This window comes from Reichenbachiella sp., from assembly GCF_039944555.1.
Taxonomy (GTDB): Bacteria; Bacteroidota; Bacteroidia; order Cytophagales; family Cyclobacteriaceae; genus Reichenbachiella.
Map to the genome: position 1 here is coordinate 437,795 of NZ_JBDUYN010000004.1, position 25,742 is coordinate 463,536.

Sequence of the window (25,742 nt, forward strand, 5' to 3'; positions counted from 1 at the left end):
TGATTCTTATAAATCAAATCTAATAATCTCTCATAAAAAACGCATAAATCTCTTCACATAATACGCCCCTAAGTAGGCTAAAAAGCCTTTTTGCCTTCTGATGTAAAACGTTCATGAAGATTAAAAGCTTCATAAGAAGGTCCCGATTGTTCTAATTTATCTAGCTTTTCTTTAGCCTCAATCAATGTTGGTATAGTACCCTGTTCAACCCACCAGAGCACTACTTGATGACTATCCATTTTTTCCGTCCATTTTTTTCTGCTCTTCAGAAAATAGCTATGAACCGTATCGTAAGTATATGCCCTTAGTGATTCATAATTTTCCCATACGGACATATTTACAAATATTGAAGGGTCCTCAAATGGAGTCTCAACATCAATGGCAGCTTCCCCACTTTCATCGCTGAATCTCCAGACAAAGCCCGGACTCTGCTCGGCCAGAAGATTGACAGGTGCCAGAAAATCTTTAAACTCTTTCATAATAGGGTTAGAAAGATCAGCCTTAAGCTTGGTAATGTTGAACTGAGCCAAATGATGCGTAGTCATAGTCATACGTGTTAATTATCAAGTCAGTTTGTAACGCACCATTGAATAGTAAGTTTATCTCAACGTATGAATTATTTGAATGAAATCTATTAGGTGATCTGAATGATTCAATAAAATGCATCTTCGAAATGCTCAATCTCGAATCTTGCATTTATTGCTATGATATCAAATCGGATATTGCCACCCCAGTTGTTTAAGGTCAGGTAATAATCGGCAGCTTCTATAATTGAGCGTCTCTGATTGGCAGATACGAACTCCTCGGGGTATCCGAATGTATTGGATTTGCGATACTTCACTTCTACAAATACAATTGTAGTTTGCACCTGCATAATCAAATCTATCTCAGACTGCTTGCGTCTATAATTTTTTTCAAGCAGTACATATCCTTTGTTAGCTAAGTAGGTATGTGCGAGATCTTCGCCTTGCTCACCGAGTTCTTTACGTTTGTTCACGGATCTCAAGATTGATCAAATTTTAGATTGATTTATTAACTCAAAGGTATAAAAACAGCAGATTATATTACTTTTTAAATATTGCTTGTCTCAAAAATGTAAGCAGATTCATGGAATATTTTTATTATTTGATGCTAATTATTGAATGAAATTCTTGTATGTGGCGAAAACGATAAGAATTTCATAATTATCGTCAATTCTCGATATTCATTTTGCAAAAAATTGAATTTCAGGTTAAAAAAATAATGAGAAATGTAAAAATCTATGTAAAAATCAAAAAAGTAGGTATAAAAATTACGTAGTTATACGTAAATAATCTACTTTAGCATCTCAACAGCATTAAAATTAACCCCAAATAGTTTGAATTAGCAGCTTAACGGCAAAAATGGGTTGAATTTTCAACCCAAATCAGCCAGAACTGCAAAATTCTATGAAAAAACCTTGATGACCCTAGCGGTGAGTCATGAGAAAAACAATTTAGAACTAAAAAATATATGCTATGATTAATCTGTTGACAAATGTAGTTGATGAAGTAGCCACAGCGACTGAGGTCCCTGCTGAAGTGACCTCGGCGGTCGCAGAAGCGGCAGCTGCCAGTGCTGGTGCACTCTTTACGGCTAACAACATTTGGATGATGTTGGCAACTGCTTTGGTGTTCATTATGCACCTGGGTTTTGCTGGTGTTGAGGCTGGATTCGGCCAATCTAAAAACACTGTAAACATCCTGTTTAAAAATACAATCACCCCCATTTTGGGCCTGGTCACCTACATGATCTGTGGATTTAACCTGATGTATCCTGGAGAATTTGGAATCATTGATGGTGTCCTCGGTTTTGCAGGTTTTGGACTTGACGCGGGTGACGGTGCATCCATTGACTACGCGGGTGGAGGATATACTTATTGGACGGACTTCCTTTTTCAAGGAATGTTTGCAGCCACTGCGGCCACTATAGTTTCTGGTGCCATCGCTGAGAGAGTGAAAATTTCTACTTACATGCTTTTTACTTTACTGTATGTAGGTATTGTTTATCCAATTCTAGGAAGTTGGAAATGGGGAGCTGGATTCCTTGATAATGCCGGATTTTATGATTTTGCGGGCTCTACACTTGTTCACTCAGTAGGTGGATGGGGTGCATTGGCTGGTATTATGGTGATTGGACCGAGACTTGGAAAATATGTTGATGGCAAAGTCATTGATAAGCCAGGTACCTCAGTACCTCTGGCAGTAATTGGTGTATTCTTATTATGGTTAGGCTGGTTTGGATTCAACGGTGGATCAGTGCTTTCCGCTGATCCTGATGTGGTATCATTTGTATTGGTTACGACCTCTATGGCTGCTTGTACAGGAGGTCTTTTCGGATTCCTTACCGCTTACGTGGTATTCAAAAGGCTTGACCTAGGTATGGTGCTCAATGGCATCCTGGCCGGGCTGGTTGGCATCACAGCAGGGGCTGATGTAATCTCAGTTAATAATTCATTGATTGTAGGAGCTGTTGCAGGTATTGTTGTAGTGCTCTCTGCTATCACTTTGGACAAATTCAAATTGGATGATGTAGTTGGTGCCGTGTCAGTTCACCTGACTTGCGGTATCTGGGGTACGCTTGCTGTAGGGATTTTTTCAACTAATCCGGATCATACTTTCATGACTCAGCTTTATGGTGTGGCTATGTATGCATTGGGAGCTTTCCCTATTGCTTTCACCATCTTCTTTATTCTGAAGAAAACTGTAGGAGTGAGAGTTTCAGAACAACACGAAACAGAAGGACTCGATACCCATGAGCATGGTATCAGAGGATATACAATCGTCTACGACGACTAATAAAATAAAAGAGCCTGCTTCGCATGTCTGCCAACATGCTGAAGCAGGACTTAATATCACAAATCTGTCAAAACAAATTTATGAACCAAAACACAAATTTAATCATGAAGAAATTTCTATCTATAGTTATGTTGACAATTTTCACTTTGTCATATAATGCAGTAGCACAAGATGAGGAATCAAAAATTCCAGCCCTTTCAATTTCTGGAAGTGTAGACGCCTATTATAGGGCAGTATTAAGTGGAGGTACCAATGACGCAAGCAATGGCTCCTCATTAGCGCCAAGTACATCATTTGCTAACCAAACGGGTTTTGCATTGGGTATGGCCAATGTTGTGCTCGGATTGGAGGGAGAGAAATCAGGTTTCATAGCCGATCTTGTGACCGGCCCAAGAGGAACTGATGCCGTATTTTTATCCTCAACCGCATCTTCTAGTATAGTTAATCAGCTTTATGCTTATTGGAATGTGAGTGATAAGGTAACCCTGACTATTGGTAATTTCAACACCTTCTTAGGTTATGAAGTGATTTCTCCAACAGGAAATTACAACTACTCAACTTCTTATATGTTCTCATATGGGCCATTCTCCCACACAGGATTGAAGGCTGATTTCACCTTCGGAGAGGCTTCATTAATGCTGGCCGTACTGAACCCAACTGATGCGACAGATTACAATCCTAACGGAGAGTACGCTTTTGGTGCACAATTAGGATTTGGAGGAGCATACTTGAATACGATCTTGTCAGATGATTTCTTTCAGGTGGATTTGACAGCTGGCTGGAATCTAACAGATGATTTTTACCTAGGGGTGAATGCAACAAAAGCTAAAGATAACTTCACAGGAGCCGCTTTGTATTTGCAGAATTCGTTCTCGAACGACTTTTCAATGGGAATCAGAGGAGAGTACTTCAAGGACGATGGCGTGGGTGCAATTGCCTTGGATGAAAATGTAATTGATCTGACGCTCTCGGCTAACAAAAAAGTTGGAAACCTAACCATCATACCAGAATTCAGAATTGACATGCTGTCTTATGATGGTTTTGTGAGTGATAATGATGGATGGGATGTGACTGACCCGGATAACCCCGTGTTGATCAATCCTGAAATGAATAAAAGCCTGTCTTCGTTCACGTTGGCGGCAGTATATGCGTTCTAGAAAATTTAGAATTTAGCTTTTGCCGGGGTGCCCGCAAGGTGCCTTGGCAAAGTTTTTTGAGTAATGCTTAGTCATCCAAATTTTTAAGACGCGGAGTAAAATAGAATTAAAGTAAAACAGTAAAAGCTAAAACATAATACAATGGCAAAAGCAAAGTTAGAGTACATTTGGTTGGATGGATATAAGCCAACCCAAAGCTTAAGAAGCAAAACTAAAATCGTAGATAACTTCGATGGCAAGCTGGAAAGCTGTCCTATGTGGTCATTCGACGGAAGTTCTACAGAGCAAGCAGAAGGTGGGTCTTCGGACTGTTTATTGAAGCCTGTATCTATCTTTCCAGACCCAGATCGAAAAAATGCATTTCTTGTAATGACTGAGGTTTTAAATGCCGATGGTACTGCGCACGAAAGCAATGGTCGTGCTACGATTGACGATGATGACAACGATTTCTGGTTTGGTTTCGAACAAGAGTACTTCCTCATCGATACCAATACTGGTAAACCACTTGGTTTCCCGGAAGATGGTTTTCCAAGACCTCAAGGACCATACTACTGTTCTGTCGGGGCCAATAACGCTTATGGCAGAGAGATCATCGAAGAGCATTTGGACCTTTGTCTTGAGGCTGGTGTAAATGTAGAAGGAATTAATGCTGAAGTAGCGGCAGGACAATGGGAATTTCAGGTGTTTGCTAAAGGAGCTGCGGAAGCCGGAGATCATACATGGGTTGGAAGATATTTATTGGAAAGAACTGCGGAAAAATATGGCGTTGCTATCGAGTGGAGACCAAAACCAATAAAAGGTGATTGGAATGGGTCTGGTATGCATGCAAACTTCTCAAACTCTACGCTAAGGACTTGTGGCTCTAAGGAAGTATATGAAACCATTTGTGAAGCTTTTGCTCCATTTGTAAAGGAACATATCGATGTATACGGAGCTGAAAATGATCAAAGACTGACTGGTGCACATGAAACTCAATCTATCGATAAATTCAGTTTTGGTGTGTCTGATAGAGGTGCTTCAATCCGTATTCCTATTGCTACCGTGGAAAATGGCTGGAAGGGTTGGTTGGAAGACAGAAGACCTGCTTCTAATGGCGATCCTTACAAAATCGCGGCAAGAATCATCAAAACTGTAAAAACGGCTGTGGTAGAGCAAGTTCCTGCCTAAATGAACTGTTTATTTCAAATTGACTAAAAGGAGACTCAAAAGGGTTTCCTTTTTTTCTTGTCAGAAAATTCTTTCCTAAAATGAAGTCGTGAAAGCGCGAAAGATCAACTAAATAATAAAGAATGTGGCAGAAAAACTAAGCAGTACTATCATTAAAATGACTACGAAATGTTTCATTATTTCTTGAATTAGTTACATATATGACAAGAATTATTAGCAACCCCCTCAAATTTCTCTTCTCAAAATTTCTAAAGGACTCTTTTTTAGCACAGGCCTTATATTAAATAAACCTATCATAATTGTACCTAATGTAACGGACAAGAATATCAGTACCGTATAATATGTACTGAATAAAAAGTCATTTTCAAAAACGAACTTAGCTAGAAGCCAGCTAAAAGAATGCGCCAGAATCAGGCCTGCCAATGATGCGATTGCACCCAGAGCAAAATATTCCAGACAAGTGATCCAAAATATCTGATAAGAGCGAGCGCCTAGGGTCCGCAACAGCACACTTTCCTGTACCCGTTGAGTTTTACTAAGTACCACAGAACCGGCTAGCACGATCAATCCGGTAAGCACGCTAAACCCAGCCATAAAGTTGATGGCAAAGGAGACCTTGTTTAATATATCCTCAAGGGTTTTGATAATGAGCTCCAAATCTATAATGGACACATTAGGAAACAACCGGACTACGGCCTGCTGAAACCTGGCAGAGACATCTGATTTATCGACTTTAGTTACTAGTACATGAAATTGAGGAGCTTGTTCCAAAACTCCGGTTGGAAAAACAAGAAGAAAGTTGGTTTGTACTCGTCTCCAATCTACTTTTCTCAAACTTCCGATATAGGTCTTTATCAAAGCGCCCTGAACATTGAACAGCAGTTCATCACCGATTTTCCAATCCCGTCCCTTTGCAAAGCCTTCGGAAACAGACACAAATATGCTATCCCCGGGACTTTCCACTTTAGACTGAAGTTCGCCTTCAACCAAGGTCTCAGAATTAATTAAAGAGTCTCTAAAAGTAACTCTATATTCTCGATTGAAAACCCAGGAGGGGATATCCAGTAAGGAGTCTTTTTCAGCCACTTTCTTGTTCACTCCATTGATTTCCTTCAGGCGCATGGTGACGATCGGTACATCCTGAATAACTGGTAGATCATAGTCCAGGGTCAGCGTCTTAAGCTCCTCCTTTTGAGTAGTCTGTATGTCGAACAACACCATATTGGGTCTGTTCTCTGCTCCAGTGAGCGTAATTTGTTCCACCAGGATATAGCGCGAAAAAAGTAGAGTGGAAATCAAAACGGCACAAATTCCAATGGTAAGAAGTAATATCGTGCTTTGATTGTTAGGCCTGTATAAGTTCGCAATACCTTGTTTGACAAGAAAGGAGGTCGTTTTTGAGGAGACTTTTTTGGCGACAATCATCAGTCCTTTGGCAATTAGAACCAATAGACCAAAAGTGGCTACCAGACCCAGTACAAACATCAGCGCTTGTTTCCACTCTCCTATTTGAAAAAAAGCAAAGCCAAACAAGAATAGGCCTAGCAATAAAAATATGACCATGGCTTCAGGACTAAGCTTGTTCCTCTGACTTTCGAATGCAGCTCGAATCGACTGCAACGGAGAGATTTTTCCTAGACGAATGAGCGGCAATAAAGCGAATAGTACGGCTATGATAATACCCAATAAAATACCTTCAACAATTACAATCCAGAAAATCTTAGGTTCAAAAGAAAACGGCAGCACTTCACCTAGCAGTTGTGGCAGGTAGTACTGTAGGCCCAATCCAATAAAAGTGCCTGCCACTGAGCCTATCAATCCCATCAGTAGCACCTGATAGAGGTAAATATAAAATGCCTGTTTGCTTTTTACACCTAGACATCGCAGAATAGTGACAGATTGATTTTTTTCTTTGAGATAAATATGAACCGCACCGGCCACACCGATACTCCCGAGAAGGAGCGCAATAAACGCAGCCAAATTCAAGAATATTGACATATTTTCGAAGGCCTCGCTCGTATCTTTTTTTCGTTCTTCTACCGTTTCATAGCGGAGCTCCAGCTCTTTGAATTGCTCCCTACGAGCGGCTACAATTTCATCAGCAGTGGCTTCTGTTGGGTATTTGAAAAACTTTGAATAGGTGACTCTGCTACCTTTTTTGATTAATTCTGTAAAAGGCAAGTAACCTTCAGAGACATATACTACAGGAGCCACAGAAGTTGAAATGCCACTTTGCCCTGGCACATTTCTTAGTTTACCTCTAATTTCAAATTTGAGTTTGCCAATAAGAATGTCATCACCTATTTCTACGTTGAATTGCAACATCAGCTTTTCATCTACCAGTGCATAGGCTCCATTGGTCAGATCTCCCGCCGCCCAATAGGGTTCAGTCTCTATTTTACCATAATAGGGATAAAATCCACTAATTCCCCGTACCTGAACCAGACGTGTACCGTCAGTTCTCGGAAAATAGATCATCGACCCAAATCTGGTTTGACTAGATCGCTCATCACCGAGTGAATCAATAAGAGCCATTTGTTCTTTTGTAAATGGCCTATTGCTAGAAACCTCAAGATCGGCACCTAGTAGCGCCTTGGCCTGCAATTGAATTTCTTCATCGAGATTCCTTTTGAACGAATTGATGGCTACCAATGCGGCAATGCCAATGGCTATAGAAGTGGTAAAAAGTAGTAATTTGGACCGGCTTCTTCTGCTATCTCTCCAGGCCATTTTGAGCAGCCAGCTTCGGGAATATTTTTTAGGGCTTACTGTAATTTTTGAATCCATACTAGCTTGCCATTGAAGTCTTCAGAGTGGAGCCTTCTACCATCTTACCACCTTTTAGGTGAATGACTTGATCCGTCTTTTGGGCCAGCTCCGGGTCGTGAGTGACTAATATAAGGGCAGTTCCTTTTTCGCGATTCAATTTGAACAGCAGGGCCTCTATTTTTTGTCCGGTTTCGGCATCCAGGTTTCCGGTAGGTTCATCAGCAAACAGCACTTTTGGTTCGTTGGAAAAGGCCCTGGCTATAGCCACACGTTGCTGCTCTCCTCCGGATAACTGAGCCGGATAGTGGTTCTCTCGATCTGTCAGACCTACTTGCGCAAGCAAACTTTCGGCTATTGCTTTAGCTCCTTTGTCTCCACGCAATTCCAATGGTACCATTACGTTTTCCAGTGCGGATAGTGTAGGAATGAGTTGGAAGTTTTGAAAAATAAAACCTACATGTTGGTTTCTTACCTGAGCTCTGTCATCTTCACTCAGGCTATTGAGTTTAATTTGATTGATTTCAACAGAACCCTCGTCCGACTGGTCCAGTCCTGCAGCCAATCCAAGGAGCGTGGTCTTGCCGCTGCCGGATGGACCCACAATGGCCAGTGATTCACCTTCATTAAGAGCAAAGCTGATTCCGTTTAATACTTGAAGCGATCTTGACCCGCTCTGATAAGTTTTTGAAAGGTTTTCAACCTTAAGAATTGTAGACATGTAATCTGATGTTTCCGAATTTTACGGAAAGTAATACCAGAAGTTTATGAATGCAAGTGATTAGACAGTTGAACTCTAGTTGAAGTTCATGTCTCTGTTCAGCTCATAAGACTCTTCCAGCCATTGCACGAATTTGTTCTTTTCGTCCACCAGGATGGTTTGCGGCTTTATTTCCTGGTCGGTCAGTTCATAACCCATGATGATGATTTCTTCACCTTCTTTGATTAGATGTGCGGCTGCTCCATTCATGCAAATTGCCCCTGAACCCCGCGGCCCTTCGATTACATATGTCTCCAGACGGGAACCTGACGTATTACTTACGATTTGCACCTTTTCACCTTTTCTTAATCCAACCAAATCGATTAGATCTTTGTCAATGGTGATACTTCCCACATAATTAAGATTCGCCTCGGTTACTACCGCTTTGTGAATCTTTGATCTCATGATCCATCTCATACGCTTCTTGACTTTAATGTTGCGCCGCGAATTTAAATAAAACTCAGGGCATATGAATGTACACCTGCAAAATTAGGGGTTTTTACCTAAACAGGATTACTTAGTAAAAGGTTTGGCTTTATGAGTAATTCCTAATTCTTCAGGAATCTTTATATTGTACGTTCTTAAATATGTTTACCATGAAAAATCTGGCTGTATTAATCGCATTGACCCTATTTGTTTTTGAAGCTTCGGCACAAGGGCCAAGGGAATTTGAGATGAAAGAAGGTGATACCACCTATGTGATGAAACGATACTACATGGGATTCCTCATGCGCGTAGCTGATAAGCCGGAATTGGACTCAGCTAAAGTGATGGAAATACAGCAAGCACATCAAGACTATATGAGTGCTAATGCTAAAACGGGTACGCTCCTTATTGCGGGGCCTTTCGGTGATGATGGTGACATGCGAGGCATTGTTATCTATGACGTGGCAACCAAGGCAGAAGCGGATAGTATCATTAGTAATGACCCGGCAGTAAAAGCCGGTCGACTGGCAATAGATATTAAGCCTTGGTGGGCGGCAAAGGGATCAGTGCTGAAATGAAAAAGAATATGTAAAACCTATCCAATAGTTGGCAATAGAAATTTATTTTGGTTAAATTTATTATTGTTCAGATCATCGATCCTGACAAACTAAGCAGCGTTTTGAGATTCATGGATTCATTAAAACTTCCGCCATGGAACTTAAATTCGGTGTTAACGATAGCCCTCCTCTTAAACATACTGCATTATATTCTTTTCAACACTTGGTTACCATGCTTGGAGCCACAATTGTAGTGCCTATTATTCTTGCGACTCAGCTTAAATTAAGCGCGTCTGAAACTGGAATATTAATCTCTAATGTACTTTTTTGTATGGGCATAGCCACTTGCCTTCAATCTGCCCTGGGCACGAAATTACCAATTGTGCAGGGAAGCTCGTTTGCCTTTCTTCCGGTAATGTTGTTGATTATAGCTCAAAATGAACCATTACCAGATCAGGCAATTGACGGAGCTAATGTTGCATTAAGGTATATTTCTGGAACTATCATTTTAGGAGCTATTTTCCAGTTTTTTTTGGGTTACCTTGGTATTGCAGGTAAAATACAAAAGCTCTTAACTCCAGTTGTTGTTGGACCGGTGATTATTGCAATAGGTCTATCTCTTTTTAAGACTGGCGCAAATCAGGCCGGCACTGACTGGAAATTGGCTCTACTTACTATTGTGTTGGTTTTTGTATTTACATATTTCATTAGGAGAGAAGATGATAGTATTCACAAGTTTAGTTTTATTCTTAGTTCGATTCCAGTATTGTCATCTGTAATAATTGTTTACTCTATTTGTCTAATACTTAGCATTTCAGGGATTTATACCCCAATTGATAAGGGATTTGTCTCATTGGAAGGAATCAATACAGGCGATTGGTTTAGAACAGAATTACCAGTTTTCACATGGGGATTTCCAATTTTTAGTCTAGGATATTTCTTAACTATTTTAATAGCATATGCAGTAATCACATTTGAATCAATTGGTGATTACAATGCTGTAGCAGAAATATCAGATATTGACGACAACAAAGGGAATACCAACCCTTCTGATAATCAAAGTTCAAATCATGATCGTGTATCTGAATATCGTGTAAATAAAGGAATAATTGTAGAAGGGATAGGCAATATTGTTACTGGTATAGTTGGAGGTGTTCCTACGACTTCATATGCGGAAAATGTAGGCTTAGTGGCCATCACGCGGGTGGCATCGAGATCCGTAGTTTTCGTAACAGGGATTATTCTCATTATAAGTGGATATGTGCCAAATATTGGAAATTTGTTTAATTCAATTCCACAGCCAGTTATGGGTGGTTTATATTGTATCCTCTTAGGAACAATTACTGGAATTGGAGTCAAAATTACGGCTAAAACTGATACAAAAAACATGCGAAATATTTCTATAATTGGTTTTACCATGTTTATGTCTTTTTGTATTCCAGAGTATTTTTCAAAGTTTGTTATCGAAGGTAATAATGAAGTTAGAAATGCCATAATTGCGATTGGCCGTTCGCACATGGCAGTAGCGGCCACTGTTGGACTTGTGCTTGACATTGTTATTCCAGATAATATAGGAGGAAATCTTAAGAAAGCAGAAAATGGACCATCGAAATAGAAATAATACAATTACGATTTTGATATCGCTTGCAAATTTGTCCATAGCTTTAGCTGCTAACATGGATAAGATTCTTCCATTTGTTGAAATCATCTTAGCGGTTACCACTGGCGGGTGTATTATTTGGTTGATTTATATAAAATTATGGAAAGCACTTATCACCGTGTTAGTTGCAACAACAATTTCCGCATATTTTTTTATTCCAATTGAAATTGAAGTGCGGCCGTTTTTGGATGTATCGCTTGATGGCAATTATAGTGAAGGAGAAAAGTGGTTGACAAATGTAAAGATTTCATTAAAAGATATGAAGGGTAAAAGAATTCCCTTGGATTCGGTGAAAACCAAAGAAAATGGTTTTCCGACTTTCATAGTTGATCAAGCTGGTCCAAGAACAATTCAAGCCGGTGATACCTCTTTTTGGAAAGACTTTTCGTTATTAACGGGTATTGTTTATGTTCCTCTACAAGAGTAACAAGTTGAAGATAAAAAATAGATGATCTGATTAATTAGTCAGTTATGAACGAACTCTGCAATTGACAAGAAATTTCCTCCTCTAATTCATGACCTTCATGTATTCAAGAAGCAATTTCCTATCTTCGGCGAATGAACAGGTCAATTGCGCTCATTTTTATAACTATCTTGTTGGGATGTCAACCGGAAAAAAAACAAGACGAAGCTGATACCCCAGAACTGAAATCGAATCCGGTTCAAAAAGAATCTACTAAAAAGAAAACCATACTTTTCTTTGGCAATAGCATCACTGCAGGTTATCAGTTAGACTTGTCAGAAGCCTTCCCTGCACTTATTCAAGAACGATTGGATTCATTGGAGCTGGGATATCGAACCATCAATGCCGGATTGAGCGGAGAGACAACAGCCAGTGGTAACTCTAGAGTGGATTGGGTGATGAAAAACCCCATGGATATTTTTGTGCTCGAGCTTGGCGCTAATGATGGCTTAAGAGGAATAAGCACCGATGAGACCAGAAAAAACCTGAAGTCGATCATTGAGAAGGTTCAAAAAAAGTACCCGAAATGCAAAATACTTTTGGCGGGAATGATGATTCCACCAAATATGGGACAAGAGTATGTTAATAGTTTTCAGAAGATCTTCCCTGATTTATCAAAAGAGTATAATATTCCTCTGATCCCGTTTTTATTGGACGGTGTAGCTGGAAACCCGGAATTGAATCTGGAGGACGGCATCCACCCCACGCCGGAAGGGCACAAAATATTAGCAGAAAACGTTTGGCAAATACTGGCGGAAATGCTGTAATCGAAAACAAAAATATGTTTGACTTACTTCAATCTTTAGAAAATTTCTTCAATGTGGCCGTTGGCTATGTCTGGGGTATGCCGTTGTTGGTTTTACTCTTAGGTGGTGGGTTGTATTTTACCATTTATGCCCGTTTTCTTCCTTTCAGGTATTTTAAGCATGGTATAGACGTGCTAACTGGAAAATATGACAAGGCAGAAGAGAAAGGGGAAATTAGCCATTTTCAGGCATTGTCTGGACACTTGGCGGCAACTGTCGGTATGGGTAACATCAGTGGAGTAGCGTTGGCTATTGTAGCTGGAGGGCCAGGAGCAATATTTTGGATGTGGGTCAGTGCCCTGCTGGGTATTACTACCAAATTTTTCACTTGTTCGTTAGCTGTAATGTTTCGTGGCAAAGACAGTCAGGGTAACCTGCAAGGCGGACCCATGTACGTGATTAGAGAAGGCATGCCTAAAGCCTGGAAACCTCTCGCCGCTTTTTTTTGTATTGCAGGACTATTTGGAGCTACACCCATATTTCAAGCCAATCAAATTGTGCAAGTCACTAAGGATGTGATTTTAGAGCCAATGGGCTTGTTGGGTGAAAATGAGCTTATGATAAATGTAGCTATCGGTTTGGTGATTACATTTTTTACCGCCCTGGTCATATTTGGAGGAATAAAGAGAATTGCAGATGTTGCATCTAAGCTGGTACCAGCCATGGTGGTAGTTTATGGATTGAGTGTGCTGGCGATCATGATCATAAACGCCGAATCTGTGCTCGAGAATTTCTTTTTGATTTTTGAGGATGCCTTTACAGCTCAGGCAGTTTTAGGAGGTGCAGTAGGAGCCGTAATTATTGAAGGAGCCAAACGGGCCGCCTTCTCAAATGAGGCTGGTATAGGCACCGCACCGATGATGCATGGAGCGGCAAAGACCAATGAACCTATAAGGGAAGGTCTTGTGGCCATGCTAGGTCCAGTGGTAGATACGCTTATTGTCTGCACCATGACTGGGCTTTGTATTTTGTCTACCGGTGTTTGGCAAACTGGAGGGAACGACGGCATTTCTTTGACCGCTCAGGCTTTTGAGAATTCGATACCGGTGGTTGGTTCATACATTCTGTTTATCCCAGTACTAATTTTTGCCTTTACGACAGTTTTTGGTATGGCGTATTACGGTAAGAAGTGCTTTTCCTATCTCTTCGGCGCAGAGTATGGGCACTTTTTTAATTATTGGTATGTCGCAATTATTGTAATTGGCTCTGTTTGGTCCTTAAATGGTGTCGTCAACCTAATCTTCGTAATGTATGGATTGATGGCAATCCCAACAATGGTATCTGCAATTTACCTATCTCCAAAAGTTTTGAGGGAGGCCAAAAGATACTTTGCCGAGCAGGGCTAAGTTTTTGTTGTCTATTGGCTATCCACTATTTGATTAATTATCACCTCAGCATGTACTCTGGAGTTCTCAATAAACCATTTGTTAGTTTGAAGTCCTCCGCAAATCACGCCAGCCAGATAAATACCCGGAACATTTGATTCCATGGTTTCGGGATTGTGGGAAGGTGTTTGCATTTCATCTTCACCGATGACGATGCCCAGAGATCGCAAAAAGGAAAAATTGGGCTGATAACCAGTCATAGCCAGTACGAAATCATTGTCAAGGGTTGTAGGTCCGTCTGGAGTAGTAATGTCCACTTCTCTTTCTCGGATTTCGGTGATGGATGAATCAAAATAAGCCTTAACTGAAGATTCTTTAATCCGGTTTTCTATATCAGGGCGTACCCAGTATTTAACTCTTGGGTTGATTTCTGGTTCGCGTACCACCATGGTCACTTCTGCGCCTTTTCGGTACGTCTCAAGTGCCACATCTACTGCAGAATTAGCGGCTCCAACAACAATTATTTTCTGTCCAAAATAGGGATGCGGTTCATCGTAATAGTGTTTGACCTTAGGTAAATCTTCTCCGGACACATTTAGCAAAAAAGGCAGATCATAAAATCCGGTGGCGATGATCAAATTTTTAGCTCTATAGCTGTTTTTTTCAGATGTAATTTCAAAATATTTACCTTTTTTCACTTCTGTTACGGCTTCATAAAGCTTAACATTAAGATTCCATGAAGTGGTAACTCTTCGGTAATATTCCAAAGCCTCAGCCCGCAGAGGTTTGCTGTTGTGCGAGATAAATGGAACACCACCAATCTCCAGCTTTTCTGATGTAGAGAAAAAGGTCATGTTCATGGGGTAGTTATATAATGAATTGACCAAGCAGCCCTTTTCCAAAATTTGATAGGAAAGATTCTTTCGCTGCGCTTCAATACCACAGGCAAGGCCGATCGGACCGGCACCAATAATCAATACATCTAATGATTTATTCATAGGTCTAAATTATGACTTGAAGGAGTAAACTCCTAAGGGCGTAATACAATAATCCATTGGAAAATCATGCGGTTCAGTAAATGGTATTTCATCTAACGGTGGACTCAGACTAAGGCCAACCTTTATGCAATTTGCGGTGCATTTTGCCAAAAATCGATCATAATATCCAGCACCGTAACCAACCCGTTGACCTTTCCTATCGAACACAATCAACGGAATAAGAACAACATTGAGCGCTTCGGGCAAAACCTCGGTACCATACTGTGGCTCGGGGATGCCGTATTTAGACTCCTTTAATTGGGCATAGTCATTAAAGAGGTAATGAATGAGTTCGTTGTCACTAATGCACCTGGAAATGGCTATTTGTTTTCCTTTGTTTCTTAGCCATTCAATCATTGGCCATGTGTTTACCTCTTTGTTTTTAGTTATTGAAAGAAACGAATGGATAACAGACCCATCATGATTTTCAAAAAAATCATGAAAATGATAGAGTAACCTAGCGTTTTTGGCGTCAAATTCCTTTGAGGACAACATCTTCCTTTTCCTAAGGTATACGGTACGATACTTTTTTTTATCTATGACTGGTGTGCCATCGCTCATGATTCGAAATTAACATTTTATGTAAAAGCCATGCCTCATATGACTCCTAATATTTTTTGGTAAGATAGTTGTGACTTTTTAAGTGATTGAGGGTTATATCTATAAACTTTAAGCATTTGGATACAAATACTGACCGTAATGATTGGAACGACGAAGAGGCAATGATTGCGAAGGCAAAGGCTGATCTGAAGTTTTTTGAGCCAATTTACAATAGATATTACGAATCTATTTTCAGATATGTATATCGAAAGACAGATGATGAAGACCTCACTGCTGATCTTACCTCCAGAGTGTTTATGAATGCTATGCACTCTATAGGGAGGTTTGAGTTTAGAGGAATTCCGTTCGGTGCATGGTTGTATCGCATTGCGACTAATGAGACAAATAAGCACTTTAGAGACAATAAAAAAAGATTGTTGAGTCTGGAAGACCATCAAGTAAATTTGGTCATGACATGTGGCGAACTTGAAGATGCGGATGCTGAACAAAAACAAAGAGTTTTGACCGAATTGATTCGGGAACTGGATGATAGTGAAATACGAATTTTGGAATTAAAATTTTTCGAAAACAAAAACTTTAAAGAAATAGCCTTCATTCTTGAAAAGAAGGAGAGTGCTGTGAAAATGAAAATGTACCGATCTTTGAACAAGTTGAAAGAAAGGTATGAGATAATGAATAAGCTGAAGAATGACTAAATACGACATCAGACTGAGACGAAAGGCTTTGAGCAAAGGACAGATTGAAAGACATAAGGATTTCAAAGGGCTGTACCATAAAGAGCCGGGAGAAGGACGCAGAGGTAATGGCTGGTTTCGCATATTCGCCATCGTGCTGGCGGCGTTAGCCATTGCAGCTATGATGTATGCCGGTGCCAAACGTCTACAAGAGAAGCGGACTCCTGTAGAGCAAGACGACACGGACATATTTGATGAATTCAAAACAGAATAAATAAAAGATATAAGACTCACCCGGGGAAGTCTTAGTTCTAATTCACCAAGGTGGTGGATGTATTATTAACTATAAATTCAATAATCATGGAATTAAGAAAAAATCCAAAAATTGATTTGGAGAGGAAAAGAAGTGCGTTTTTTAATATTGGACTAGCTATCAGTCTTTTGCTGGTCACCTCAGCTTTCGAATGGAAGTTTTATAACGACGGAATTGTCGAAATCCCTGATCACTTCGATGAAAATTTTGAGGAAATTATTGAGATTCCTCCTACTGTTCAGCCACCTCCGCCTCCGCCAGTAGTGGAGTTACCGAGAATTATTGAGATTGAAGATGACATAGAAATAGAAGAGGAGATTAAGGTAATATTTGATGCCGAGGTAGATGAGGATGACGTTATAGAGGATATCATTTTTGACACTCCATTAGACGAGGAGGTGGTAGAAGAGCCTTTACTTTTTGTTGAAAAAATGCCTGAGCCGTTGGGCGGAATGGACTCTTTTTATAGATATGTAGGCAAAAAAATGAAATATCCCAATCAGGCCAGACGAATGGGTATTGAAGGAAGGGTCTTCGTTCAATTTGTAGTAGACAAGCAAGGCAGATTGACTGAGGTACAGGCCATCAAGGGCATTGGCGGAGGTTGTGATGAGGAGGCAGTAAGGGTGGTCAAGAATACACCACAGTGGTCACCTGGTAAACAGCGCGGACGTCCAGTAAAAGTAAGGATGGTGTTGCCAATTACATTTAGGTTGAACTAACAAAAAAGGCGAATCTCAAGATTCGCCTTTTCAATTTCTTTTTGTGTGCCTTAATTGATACTTAGTACCCTCACTGTGGAGACAAGGAAGTCGGCTATAGATGCTGCAATTTCATTGTCTGCACTTCTTCCTATAATGTAGGCAATAAACAGGAAGTAGATGACCAATAGCATAAAGGCCTTTAACTTGCCGATATATTTGGTTGACGTGAATATGACCACAGCCAGGATTGTTAAAAGAAGTAACAAAAATCGTAATTCACTACTTAAATCTACAATTTCCGGAGGCATGTGAATAGGCCCATGTATGATACAGAAGATGAATAATGGAAATCCCAAGGCGAAGCAAACATCGAATATATTACTTCCCAACGCATTAGAGATCGCATCATCATATTGCCCTCTTTGAGCATCCTTAATCGAAATGATAGTATCAGGGAAACTAGATGCAGCTGAAGCCAATACCAGTGCTACGAACATCAAGGGAATACCAAGGCCATTAAAAGAACCTAAATAAGGTACTTCATAGACTTCAGCACCCATCCACTCACATGCTACTACTAGTAGATAGCAAACCAATGCTATAGAAAGTGTTGAAAACAACAAAAGTGGCCAAGCATTTTTGCCTGTTACTTTGTTGTTTCTAATAAATAAGTCTTCCAAATTGAAAGTAAGCAAGCTCATAATGAATGATGGAGCAGGGCCTCTATCCTCTTCCTCTTCCTCCTCTTCTTCTTTTTCTTCTTTTGGCCCATCATTTTTCTGACTGCTCTTCATGGACATAAACATGTATGTGATGTAAATCACATAGACTCCCATCAAAATGAGACCATGATACCAATCTAGTTTTGAGCCACTAATCAATATCAGGAAAATCAATTCGGTGATGATCAAGGCAATTCCGTCTCTAAGCATCACCTTTTTTGAAACTTCAATTCTTTTTGCAAGACCAATGCCGATGACAGCAATAACAGAAACTGCCGGAATGACCATACTATTGAAAATTGCGCTACCAGCTGTAGTACCAATACCTCCCGAAAAGCCTGAAGCATCCATGAGTACAAACAAGAAAAATAAAGAGGTAAAAACTTCAGGCATTGAGCTGGCAATTGCATTGATTGATGCTCCTCGTACGCCTTCTGAAAGATTCCTGCCAATATATTCAGATGCAGTCATAAAGCCATCTCCGGCCCTCCAAATTACTACACAGCTAATGGCGATTAAAATCAACGGTATTATGATGCCCATATATTGTACTATTTTAAGTTATGCCAAGTATCAAAAATTCTTAATTAAGGAAAGCACAACTCAATATATATAATGTTTTTAATATGCTGATTGGGATTCTAAATTAAAGTATTTTTTTAAACAAACAGCAACCAAAGACTAAATATGTGGTTGACTAAAAAGAGAGTTGACAACTATTCGACGGTGGATATTGGGATGAATCGTCCTAGGAATAAAACAAATCATTCATTAATGTGATAGCAAAAAATTAAGATTATAAACTTATTGATAGATTCAAGCAGTCTCCTTAGAGACGACAAGGCTAATTATAGTTTACAATATTTAGAGTAATATCAAGTATACATCTTCCAAAGGATGCATTAATATTTCAATCCTAATATTTTTTGTATCTTTAATTTCAAAGTGCAAAAGATATTCTAATGGATTTTCGTACTCAGATGAGTATTCTCATTCAGCTCTCATTGGTGGACAAACAGTTGTCGCCTTATGAAAAAAGAATGATTTATACTCTGGGTAAGGCCAACAAAATACCAGAAGAAGAAATTGATAGTCTATTTGAAGAGCTTCTGGGTAAAAAGAAACATGAATTACCCCCAATTTTGAATTTAACAGAAGATGATAAATTTGAATACCTCTATAATCTTATTCAATTGATGAAAGTAGATAATAAGGTATATTTAAGTGAAATCCGATTTTGCGAAGATTTGGCTGAAAGGTTAGGGTATAAAAAGCAAGTAATTAGTGTTCTTAGTGGTAAAATTTTTGGAGATGCAGCACTTGGCATAAATAGAGACACGCTACTTGAAATAGCAGGAAAATATAAAGCAATCTAATTTTGAATTCAATAAGCACCTATTAAAACGTTAATAAACAATGAGCATTAAATCGCAACTAAGTATGTTGGTGAAGTTGGCAAATATAGACAACGACTTCGCCGATGATGAAAAGGAAATGATTCTTATGGTGGGTAAGGCCAATGGGGTTTCTGAAGATGAAATCAACGGTCTTCTCGAAAACCCAGAACCATTACCTCCGCTTGGCACCATGACAGATGATGACAAATTTGAGTATTTGTTTAACGTGGTTCAGCTCATGAAGATTGATAAGGAGGTTTTTTTGAGCGAGGTCAAATACTGCGAAGAGGTAGCAGTAAAACTTGGTTTCAAAAAGGCAGTAATTGCTGAACTCTCAGCCAAAGTATACTCCGACCCGACTATCGTTGCTAATAGAGAATCGTTGAAGAAGGCAGTTCTAAAATATCAAAATTAGATTTGATAGGAATTATTAGAAGAACAAAAATTGGGAGGAATTTAACCTCCTTTTTTTTTGTCAGACTATAAAAAAATATAAGCATAAAGATGGTATGATTTTAGCATTATTGGTTGGAAAATCTGCCCTCAATTTAAATAGTAAAAATCCTTACCTTTGCAGATTCATTTTTGCTCATGTGGTATAGACTATCTCAAATAATACTTAAGCACAGGCTCTTTTTGATCCTTGCACTCTTCGGAATAACGGCCTTTATGGCTTATAAGGCTCAATTTGTCAAGTGGTCATTTACCCTGGCCAATATTGTTCCTAAGACTGATCCTGAAATGATCTATTTCCAGGAATTCAAAAAAGAGTTTGGTGAAGATGGAAACATCTTGGCTATTGGAATTAGGGATAGTGCAGTTTATAGAGAAGATAATTTTCGCAGGCTGAAATATATGACTGATGAGCTCGCGAGCATCAAATATGTTAAGGATGTCTTAAGTATTCCCAGTCTCAAAAGATTAGTTAAAGATAAAAAAGACAATCGATTCAAACTGGAGAATGTGTTTGATGAAGTTCCGGAAGACCAGAAAAAACTGGATAGTTTGGTGGCCTATTGCCTGAGCCTCAAGTTTTACAGTGGGCAACTAATTAATTCGGAAAATGGGGCTAGTATGGTTCTGGTCACGATTGAAAATGAGGTAATGAACTCTAAGGCACGTAATACAGTTGTCGGAGATATTTTGCTGGTAACAGAGCAATTCAAAGAACATACCGGAATCAATCTTAGATATGCTGGCTTACCTTTTGTACGATACATTAATACAGTAAAGATCAAGAAGGAACTGAACATGTTTCTAATCTTTTCAGTTATTGTAACCGGTTTTATTCTATTTCTATTCTTTAGATCAGTCAAGGTGGTAGTGGTGGCCTTATTTATCATTGGAATGATAGTAGTTTGGGTAATGGGTACACTGGCGCTTTTTGATTATCAAATCACTTTGCTTACAGGTCTGATTCCCCCCATTATTGTGGTCATTGGTATTCCCAATGCAGTCTATATGCTCAACAAGTATCATCAAGAGTATTTTCAGCATGGTGATCAACGTAAAGCTTTAGAGCGAATTATAAGGAAAATTGGAATAGTAACGCTGATTACAAACTTCACAACAGCTGTTGGCTTCCTGGTTTTGGCCTTCACCGATATCGTGGTGCTGAAAGAATTTGGAGTTATTGCCGGAGTGAATATCCTGGCCACTTTTGTGGTAAGCTTGATCATGATACCGGCGGTTTTTTCTTATCTGAAACCACCTTCGAGCAGACATCTCAGACACCTAAAATTTGTCCCGTTAGACAAGGTGCTTACAGGATTAGATTTACTTGTTCATAGACATAAGTATTACATATTTGGGGTTGCCGCTATTATTGTTGCACTTTCAGCATATGGTATCACAAAGATCGAGGCACGTTCTTACATGGTTGATGATTTACCCGAGGAAAGCCAAGTGAAACAAGATTTGAAGTTCTTTGAAGACAATTTTTCCGGTGTCATGCCGCTCGAAATAATTATCGATACAGGGACAAAAAAGGGCGTACAGAGCCTTAAAAATCTCAAGAAGATAGATGAGTTTGAAAATTTCCTAAATTCTCTCGAAGATGTATCTCAGCCGCTTTCTGTGGTCAGCTTCATCAAAGCAACCAGACAGGCCTTTTATAATGATAACCCTGCTAAATATGCTTTGCCGAGTAATAGAGACAAGAATTTTATTTTTAGGTACCTCAAAAAAGAATCCGACCAAAAAGGTATATCTAAGGCGTTTGTTGACTCTACTGGACAAAAAATCAGAGTATCGTTAAAAATTGCAGACATTGGATCTAACAAGTTGGACTCTTTGGTTAATCAAGTGATCGAACCAAAAATTGCTGAAATATTTGATGGATCAAAGATGAAGGTAACAATCACTGGTACAACGCTACTGTTTATTAAAGGGAATAGATTTTTGATAGACAATTTGATCACGAGCATGATTATAGCCTTTGTAATCATTGCCTTTATTATGGCTCTTTTATTCAAGAACTTTAAAATGATCATCCTATGTCTCATACCAAATATTATTCCATTGATGATTACCGGTGGTATGATGGGGTTTGCTGGGATTCCTTTGAAACCCAGTACTGCCTTGATATTTAGTATTGCTTTTGGTATCTCTGTGGATGATTCAATACATTTCTTAGCTAAGTATAGACAGGAACTTTTTGCCAACAATTTTTTTGTTCCTCTGGCAGTTAGTAAAAGTCTTAGGGAAACGGGGGCCAGTATGATATATACATCTATTATATTATTTTTTGGATTTGTAATTTTCGCTGCCTCTGAATTTGGTGGTACAGTAGCACTTGGAGCCTTGACTTCTACTACGCTACTAATGGCCATGCTCACCAATTTAATAGTACTTCCAGCTTTATTGTTAAGGTTCGATACAGGAAGTAGAAACGTTGAAAACCATCCACTCATTGAGAAATTTCCTGAGTTTTATGATGAACTTGAGGACGAGGAAATCGATTTAGGTATGATTGAAGTAACGGACAGGGAAAGCAATTAGCCATTCATATTTAAGACATCAATTTTTACAGTATTATAAAATAAGACATTGAGTTATAAAGAGTACAAGAATATCAACTATGCTGAGGTAGCAGATGAGGTATTAGAGTTTTGGAAAAAAAATGAAGTCTTTCAAAAGTCTGTGAATGAGAGAGATGGCGCTGAAACGTTTGTTTTCTATGAGGGACCTCCTTCTGCCAACGGTACCCCAGGTATTCACCATGTGATGGCGAGGGCAGTAAAAGATATTTTTTGCCGATACAAGACCTTAAAAGGGTATCAAGTCAAGAGGAAAGGAGGCTGGGATACACACGGTCTGCCTGTAGAGCTTCAGGTAGAAAAAGAACTAGGGATTACCAAAGAGGACATAGGTACCAAAATTTCTGTTGAAGAGTATAATGACAAGTGCCGGGAGGCGGTCATGAAGTTCAAAGATCTGTGGGATGACCTGACTGAAAAGATGGGCTACTGGGTGGACCTTGATGATCCATACATCACCTTTGAAAAGGACTATATTGAGAGCCTTTGGCACCTATTGAAGAAATTTTATGATAAAGGGCTGCTTTATAAGGGTTACACTGTTCAGCCATTTTCTCCCGCTGCGGGAACTGGACTGAGTTCGCATGAATTGAACCAGCCAGGCACGTATAGAGATGTGAAAGACACCTCTGTAGTGGCACAATTTAAAGTAAAGAAATCTGATCTTTCCGCTAAATTATTCGAAGGAGATGAAGAGGTCTTTTTCTTGGCCTGGACGACCACTCCGTGGACGTTACCTTCTAATGGAGCTTTGGTTGTTGGGAAGAAAATTAAGTACGTAAAGGTTAAGACCTTTAATCAATACACCTATCAACCTATTTCAGTGGTTTTGGCTAAGGATTTGGTAAGCAAGTATTTTTCTGAAAAAGCTAAAGAAATTGGACTGGAAGACTATTCTGGTGGCGATAAAACAATTCCATGGCAAATTGTGTCAGAATTTGTTGGAGCAGATTTACTTGAAATAAGATATGAGCAATTGTTTCCCTATGTCACGAATGAAGAATTAGAAGCCCATGCTTTCAAGGTGATACCAGGAGATTATGTCACTACTGAAGATGGTACAGGCATAGTACATGCCGCTGCCTTGTTTGGTGCAGACGATTACTTTGTTTCCAAGGCTGCAGGAGTTCCGCCTGTGGTGGCGAAGGATGAAAAGGGAGAGGATATTCCTTTAGTAGATAAGCAAGGTAGATTTATTGACGAGGTGACTGATTTTGCAGGTAAATATGTAAAAGAGGAGTACTACTCGGATGAAGAACGAAAGGCAGAAGGCTTCAAACCTACGGATGTCCTGATTGCCATTCACTTGAAAGAAGAAAACCGTGCATTTAAAGTAGAAAAGTATGAGCATAGTTACCCACATTGTTGGAGAACTGACAAGCCAGTATTATATTATCCGCTAGATTCATGGTTTATTAAGACAACCGCTTATAAGGATCGGTTAGTCGAACTAAATAATACGATCAACTGGAAACCGGCCTCAACAGGAAGCGGTCGATTTGGCAACTGGTTGGAAAACTTGGTGGATTGGAATTTAAGCCGGTCCAGATATTGGGGGACCCCATTGCCAATTTGGGTGACGGAGGATAGACAAGAGCAAAAATGTATTGGGTCTATTGCAGAACTAGAATCTGAAGTTAAAAAATCAGTTACTGCAGGCTTTATGTCCAGTGAACTGACTAGTGATTTTGATCTACATCGACCATACGTTGATGATATATTTCTAGTGAGCGATTCAGGTAAGCGAATGACACGAGAACCGGATTTGATTGATGTATGGTTTGATTCCGGTGCCATGCCATATGCTCAGTTTCACTTTATGGGTGATGACCCCAAGAAGGCAGCTCAACAGGATGGAGGGCTTAGTGATGTCTATCCTGCTGATTTTATAGCAGAAGGTGTTGACCAAACACGAGGTTGGTTCTTTACACTACATGCTATAGCAGTGATGCTTTTTGATCAAGTATCTTTCAAAAACGTAATCGCCAATGGCTTGGTATTGGATAAAAATGGAAACAAAATGTCCAAGCGATTGGGTAACGCGGTTAATCCATTTGAAACGCTAAAAAAATATGGCCCGGATGCCACGCGGTGGTATATGATCTCAAATGCTAACCCCTGGGATAATCTTAAATTTGACATAGAAGGTGTCGCAGAGGTTCAAAGAAGATTTTTTGGAACGCTTTACAACACATATTCTTTCTTTGCGCTTTATGCAAATCTTGATCAATTCAATTTTAGCGAAAGCGATGTAGACTACAACAAATTAACAGAAAGTGATCGGTGGATTATCAGTAGACTCAATACTTTGATCAGTCAGGTAGATGAAGCTTACAATGATTATGAGCCAACGAGGGCTGCACGTATGATTCAGGATTTCGTGATAGATGACCTGAGTAACTGGTATGTTCGACTCAATAGAAAACGCTTCTGGAAAGGTGAATATAATGAAGATAAAATGGCGGCGTATCAGTCGCTGTATACCTGCTTGAAGACAATATCAAAGCTGGCTTCACCAATAGCTCCGTTTTATATGGATCGTCTATACAATGATTTGAATGCTGTATCTGGTCATGAAGCTCATGATTCCGTACACCTCACGGATTATCCAATGACTGATCCTAACTTGGTTGATGCAGCCTTGGAAATTAGAATGGAAATGGCTCAAAAAATTTCGTCTTTGGTACATTCTTTAAGAAAAAAGGAAAAGTTGAAGGTAAGACAGCCATTGTCTAGGATTATGATACCGGTATTGAATAAAGACACCGAAGTGCACGTAAAAGCCGTGGAGGAACTAATTCTAAGTGAGGTTAACGTGAAGGCCATCGAGTTCATAGACGACACATCAGGTCTTTTGGTGAAATCAATCAAGCCGAACTTCAGGAAACTTGGAAAGGAGCATGGAGCTCGAATGAAGGATATTTCTCAAAAAATCAATGCCTTTTCAAAAGAAGATATTTCAAAATTGGAAGAAGAAAACAATTTTGAGCTGGATTTAGGTGACCAAAAGATAAATCTTTCGTTAGAAGATGTAGAAATTAGCTCTCAGGACATTCCTGGCTGGCTGGTAGCTAGCGAAAATGGGCTAACCGTTGCCCTTGATATTCACTTGACTGATGAGTTAAGACAAGAGGGAGTGGCAAGAGACTTGGTCAACCGTGTTCAAAATCTCAGAAAAGATAGTGGACTGGAAGTACAAGATAAAATTGCTATAGAATTACAAAGCAATGACGATATGGTGAAGTCTTCGATCAAATCTTTTAAAGACTATATTTGTCGGGAGACGCAAGCAATTGAATTGAATCTTGTTTCATCATTTGAGGGAGGCCAGAAATTGGAAATGGATGACTTTGAAGTGTCCGTGAAACTGAATGTTTTAAAATAAGAAATAGT

23 protein-coding genes are annotated in these 25,742 nt (G+C 39.5%); 15 read left to right on the top strand and 8 right to left on the bottom strand.

Translation table 11 applies throughout. The features are described 5' to 3' along the window. Nucleotides 1-77 precede the first annotated feature (77 nt). Together ABJD64_RS03350 and ABJD64_RS03355 are read right to left on the bottom strand one after the other, a co-directional pair. On the bottom strand, nt 78-545 hold the full coding sequence (locus tag ABJD64_RS03350; protein ID WP_348177398.1) for a DUF3291 domain-containing protein: 468 nt from the start codon (nt 543-545) through the stop codon (nt 78-80). A 107-nt stretch (nt 546-652) separates the two neighbouring features. Continuing rightward, nucleotides 653-997, bottom strand: a complete 345-nt coding sequence (locus ABJD64_RS03355) for a YraN family protein (protein WP_348177400.1) — start codon at nt 995-997, stop codon at nt 653-655. Nucleotides 998-1,496: 499 nt separating this feature from the next. Between ABJD64_RS03355 and ABJD64_RS03360 the strand changes: the two genes are divergently transcribed. The 3 genes from ABJD64_RS03360 (at nt 1,497) to ABJD64_RS03370 (ending at nt 5,140) form a co-directional block, all read left to right on the top strand. Continuing rightward, nucleotides 1,497-2,816 (top strand): ammonium transporter, encoded by a 1,320-nt coding sequence (locus ABJD64_RS03360; protein ID WP_348177402.1) that lies wholly within the window; start codon nt 1,497-1,499, stop codon nt 2,814-2,816. Between the two features lie 104 nt (nt 2,817-2,920). Next, nucleotides 2,921-3,973 (top strand): outer membrane beta-barrel protein, encoded by a 1,053-nt coding sequence (locus ABJD64_RS03365; protein WP_348177404.1) that lies wholly within the window; start codon nt 2,921-2,923, stop codon nt 3,971-3,973. 141 nt (nt 3,974-4,114) lie between these two features. Next, nucleotides 4,115-5,140 carry a glutamine synthetase beta-grasp domain-containing protein gene (locus ABJD64_RS03370; RefSeq protein ID WP_348177406.1) on the top strand — a complete coding sequence of 342 codons (1,026 nt, stop codon included), beginning with the start codon at nt 4,115-4,117 and terminating at the stop codon, nt 5,138-5,140. A 225-nt stretch (nt 5,141-5,365) separates the two neighbouring features. On the opposite strand, the gene ABJD64_RS03375 is transcribed toward ABJD64_RS03370, so the two are convergent. The 3 genes from ABJD64_RS03375 to panD all read right to left on the bottom strand — a co-directional run bounded on the left by ABJD64_RS03375 (nt 5,366) and on the right by panD (nt 9,071). Next, the gene (locus ABJD64_RS03375; protein ID WP_348177408.1) at nt 5,366-7,927 is read right to left on the bottom strand and encodes an FtsX-like permease family protein; all 2,562 of its coding nucleotides are present in this window, start codon (nt 7,925-7,927) and stop codon (nt 5,366-5,368) included. Nucleotide 7,928: 1 nt separating this feature from the next. Beyond that, nucleotides 7,929-8,627: an ABC transporter ATP-binding protein gene (locus tag ABJD64_RS03380; RefSeq protein ID WP_348177410.1), complete on the bottom strand. Its 699-nt coding sequence runs from the start codon at nt 8,625-8,627 to the stop codon at nt 7,929-7,931. Between the two features lie 75 nt (nt 8,628-8,702). Next, nucleotides 8,703-9,071 carry an aspartate 1-decarboxylase gene (gene panD / locus ABJD64_RS03385; protein WP_348177412.1) on the bottom strand — a complete coding sequence of 123 codons (369 nt, stop codon included), beginning with the start codon at nt 9,069-9,071 and terminating at the stop codon, nt 8,703-8,705. Nucleotides 9,072-9,262: 191 nt separating this feature from the next. On the opposite strand from panD, the gene ABJD64_RS03390 reads away from it, so the two are divergent. The 5 genes from ABJD64_RS03390 to ABJD64_RS03410 all read left to right on the top strand — a co-directional run bounded on the left by ABJD64_RS03390 (nt 9,263) and on the right by ABJD64_RS03410 (nt 13,924). Then, nucleotides 9,263-9,670, top strand: a complete 408-nt coding sequence (locus tag ABJD64_RS03390) for a YciI family protein (RefSeq protein ID WP_348177414.1) — start codon at nt 9,263-9,265, stop codon at nt 9,668-9,670. A gap of 133 nt (nt 9,671-9,803) precedes the next feature. Next, nucleotides 9,804-11,264, top strand: coding sequence for a solute carrier family 23 protein (locus ABJD64_RS03395; protein ID WP_348177416.1), 1,461 nt, complete (start codon nt 9,804-9,806; stop codon nt 11,262-11,264). Beyond that, nucleotides 11,248-11,736 (top strand): hypothetical protein, encoded by a 489-nt coding sequence (locus tag ABJD64_RS03400; RefSeq protein WP_348177418.1) that lies wholly within the window; start codon nt 11,248-11,250, stop codon nt 11,734-11,736. Before ABJD64_RS03395 ends, ABJD64_RS03400 begins: the two co-directional genes overlap by 17 nt. A gap of 131 nt (nt 11,737-11,867) precedes the next feature. Then, entirely contained in the window at nt 11,868-12,539 is a 672-nt protein-coding gene (locus ABJD64_RS03405) for an arylesterase (RefSeq protein ID WP_348177420.1), read from the top strand. A 14-nt stretch (nt 12,540-12,553) separates the two neighbouring features. Then, nucleotides 12,554-13,924: an alanine/glycine:cation symporter family protein gene (locus ABJD64_RS03410; protein ID WP_348177422.1), complete on the top strand. Its 1,371-nt coding sequence runs from the start codon at nt 12,554-12,556 to the stop codon at nt 13,922-13,924. Nucleotides 13,925-13,935: 11 nt separating this feature from the next. On the opposite strand, the gene ABJD64_RS03415 is transcribed toward ABJD64_RS03410, so the two are convergent. Together ABJD64_RS03415 and ABJD64_RS03420 are read right to left on the bottom strand one after the other, a co-directional pair. Continuing rightward, nucleotides 13,936-14,901: a YpdA family putative bacillithiol disulfide reductase gene (locus ABJD64_RS03415; RefSeq protein ID WP_348177424.1), complete on the bottom strand. Its 966-nt coding sequence runs from the start codon at nt 14,899-14,901 to the stop codon at nt 13,936-13,938. A 9-nt stretch (nt 14,902-14,910) separates the two neighbouring features. Continuing rightward, nucleotides 14,911-15,501, bottom strand: coding sequence for a 5-formyltetrahydrofolate cyclo-ligase (locus ABJD64_RS03420; protein ID WP_348177426.1), 591 nt, complete (start codon nt 15,499-15,501; stop codon nt 14,911-14,913). A gap of 116 nt (nt 15,502-15,617) precedes the next feature. Between ABJD64_RS03420 and ABJD64_RS03425 the strand changes: the two genes are divergently transcribed. From ABJD64_RS03425 to ABJD64_RS03435, 3 genes are all read left to right on the top strand, one after another. Next, entirely contained in the window at nt 15,618-16,196 is a 579-nt protein-coding gene (locus ABJD64_RS03425) for a sigma-70 family RNA polymerase sigma factor (RefSeq protein WP_348177428.1), read from the top strand. Next, nucleotides 16,189-16,449, top strand: coding sequence for a hypothetical protein (locus ABJD64_RS03430; RefSeq protein WP_348177430.1), 261 nt, complete (start codon nt 16,189-16,191; stop codon nt 16,447-16,449). Before ABJD64_RS03425 ends, ABJD64_RS03430 begins: the two co-directional genes overlap by 8 nt. Before the next feature lie 86 nt (nt 16,450-16,535). After that, entirely contained in the window at nt 16,536-17,210 is a 675-nt protein-coding gene (locus ABJD64_RS03435) for an energy transducer TonB (RefSeq protein ID WP_348177432.1), read from the top strand. Between the two features lie 50 nt (nt 17,211-17,260). On the opposite strand, the gene ABJD64_RS03440 is transcribed toward ABJD64_RS03435, so the two are convergent. Further along, complete coding sequence (locus ABJD64_RS03440) at nt 17,261-18,457, bottom strand: hypothetical protein (RefSeq protein WP_348177434.1); 1,197 nt, start codon at nt 18,455-18,457, stop codon at nt 17,261-17,263. A gap of 419 nt (nt 18,458-18,876) precedes the next feature. Here ABJD64_RS03440 and ABJD64_RS03445 point away from each other — a divergent pair, with 419 nt between their 5' ends. From ABJD64_RS03445 to ileS, 4 genes are all read left to right on the top strand, one after another. Beyond that, nucleotides 18,877-19,290, top strand: a complete 414-nt coding sequence (locus ABJD64_RS03445; protein ID WP_348177436.1) for a TerB family tellurite resistance protein — start codon at nt 18,877-18,879, stop codon at nt 19,288-19,290. Between the two features lie 40 nt (nt 19,291-19,330). Next, nucleotides 19,331-19,726, top strand: coding sequence for a TerB family tellurite resistance protein (locus ABJD64_RS03450; RefSeq protein ID WP_348177438.1), 396 nt, complete (start codon nt 19,331-19,333; stop codon nt 19,724-19,726). Between the two features lie 176 nt (nt 19,727-19,902). Next, nucleotides 19,903-22,311 carry an MMPL family transporter gene (locus ABJD64_RS03455; protein WP_348177439.1) on the top strand — a complete coding sequence of 803 codons (2,409 nt, stop codon included), beginning with the start codon at nt 19,903-19,905 and terminating at the stop codon, nt 22,309-22,311. Between the two features lie 48 nt (nt 22,312-22,359). Next, entirely contained in the window at nt 22,360-25,734 is a 3,375-nt protein-coding gene (ileS, locus tag ABJD64_RS03460) for an isoleucine--tRNA ligase (protein ID WP_348177441.1), read from the top strand. The last annotated feature ends 8 nt before the right edge of the window (nt 25,735-25,742 follow it).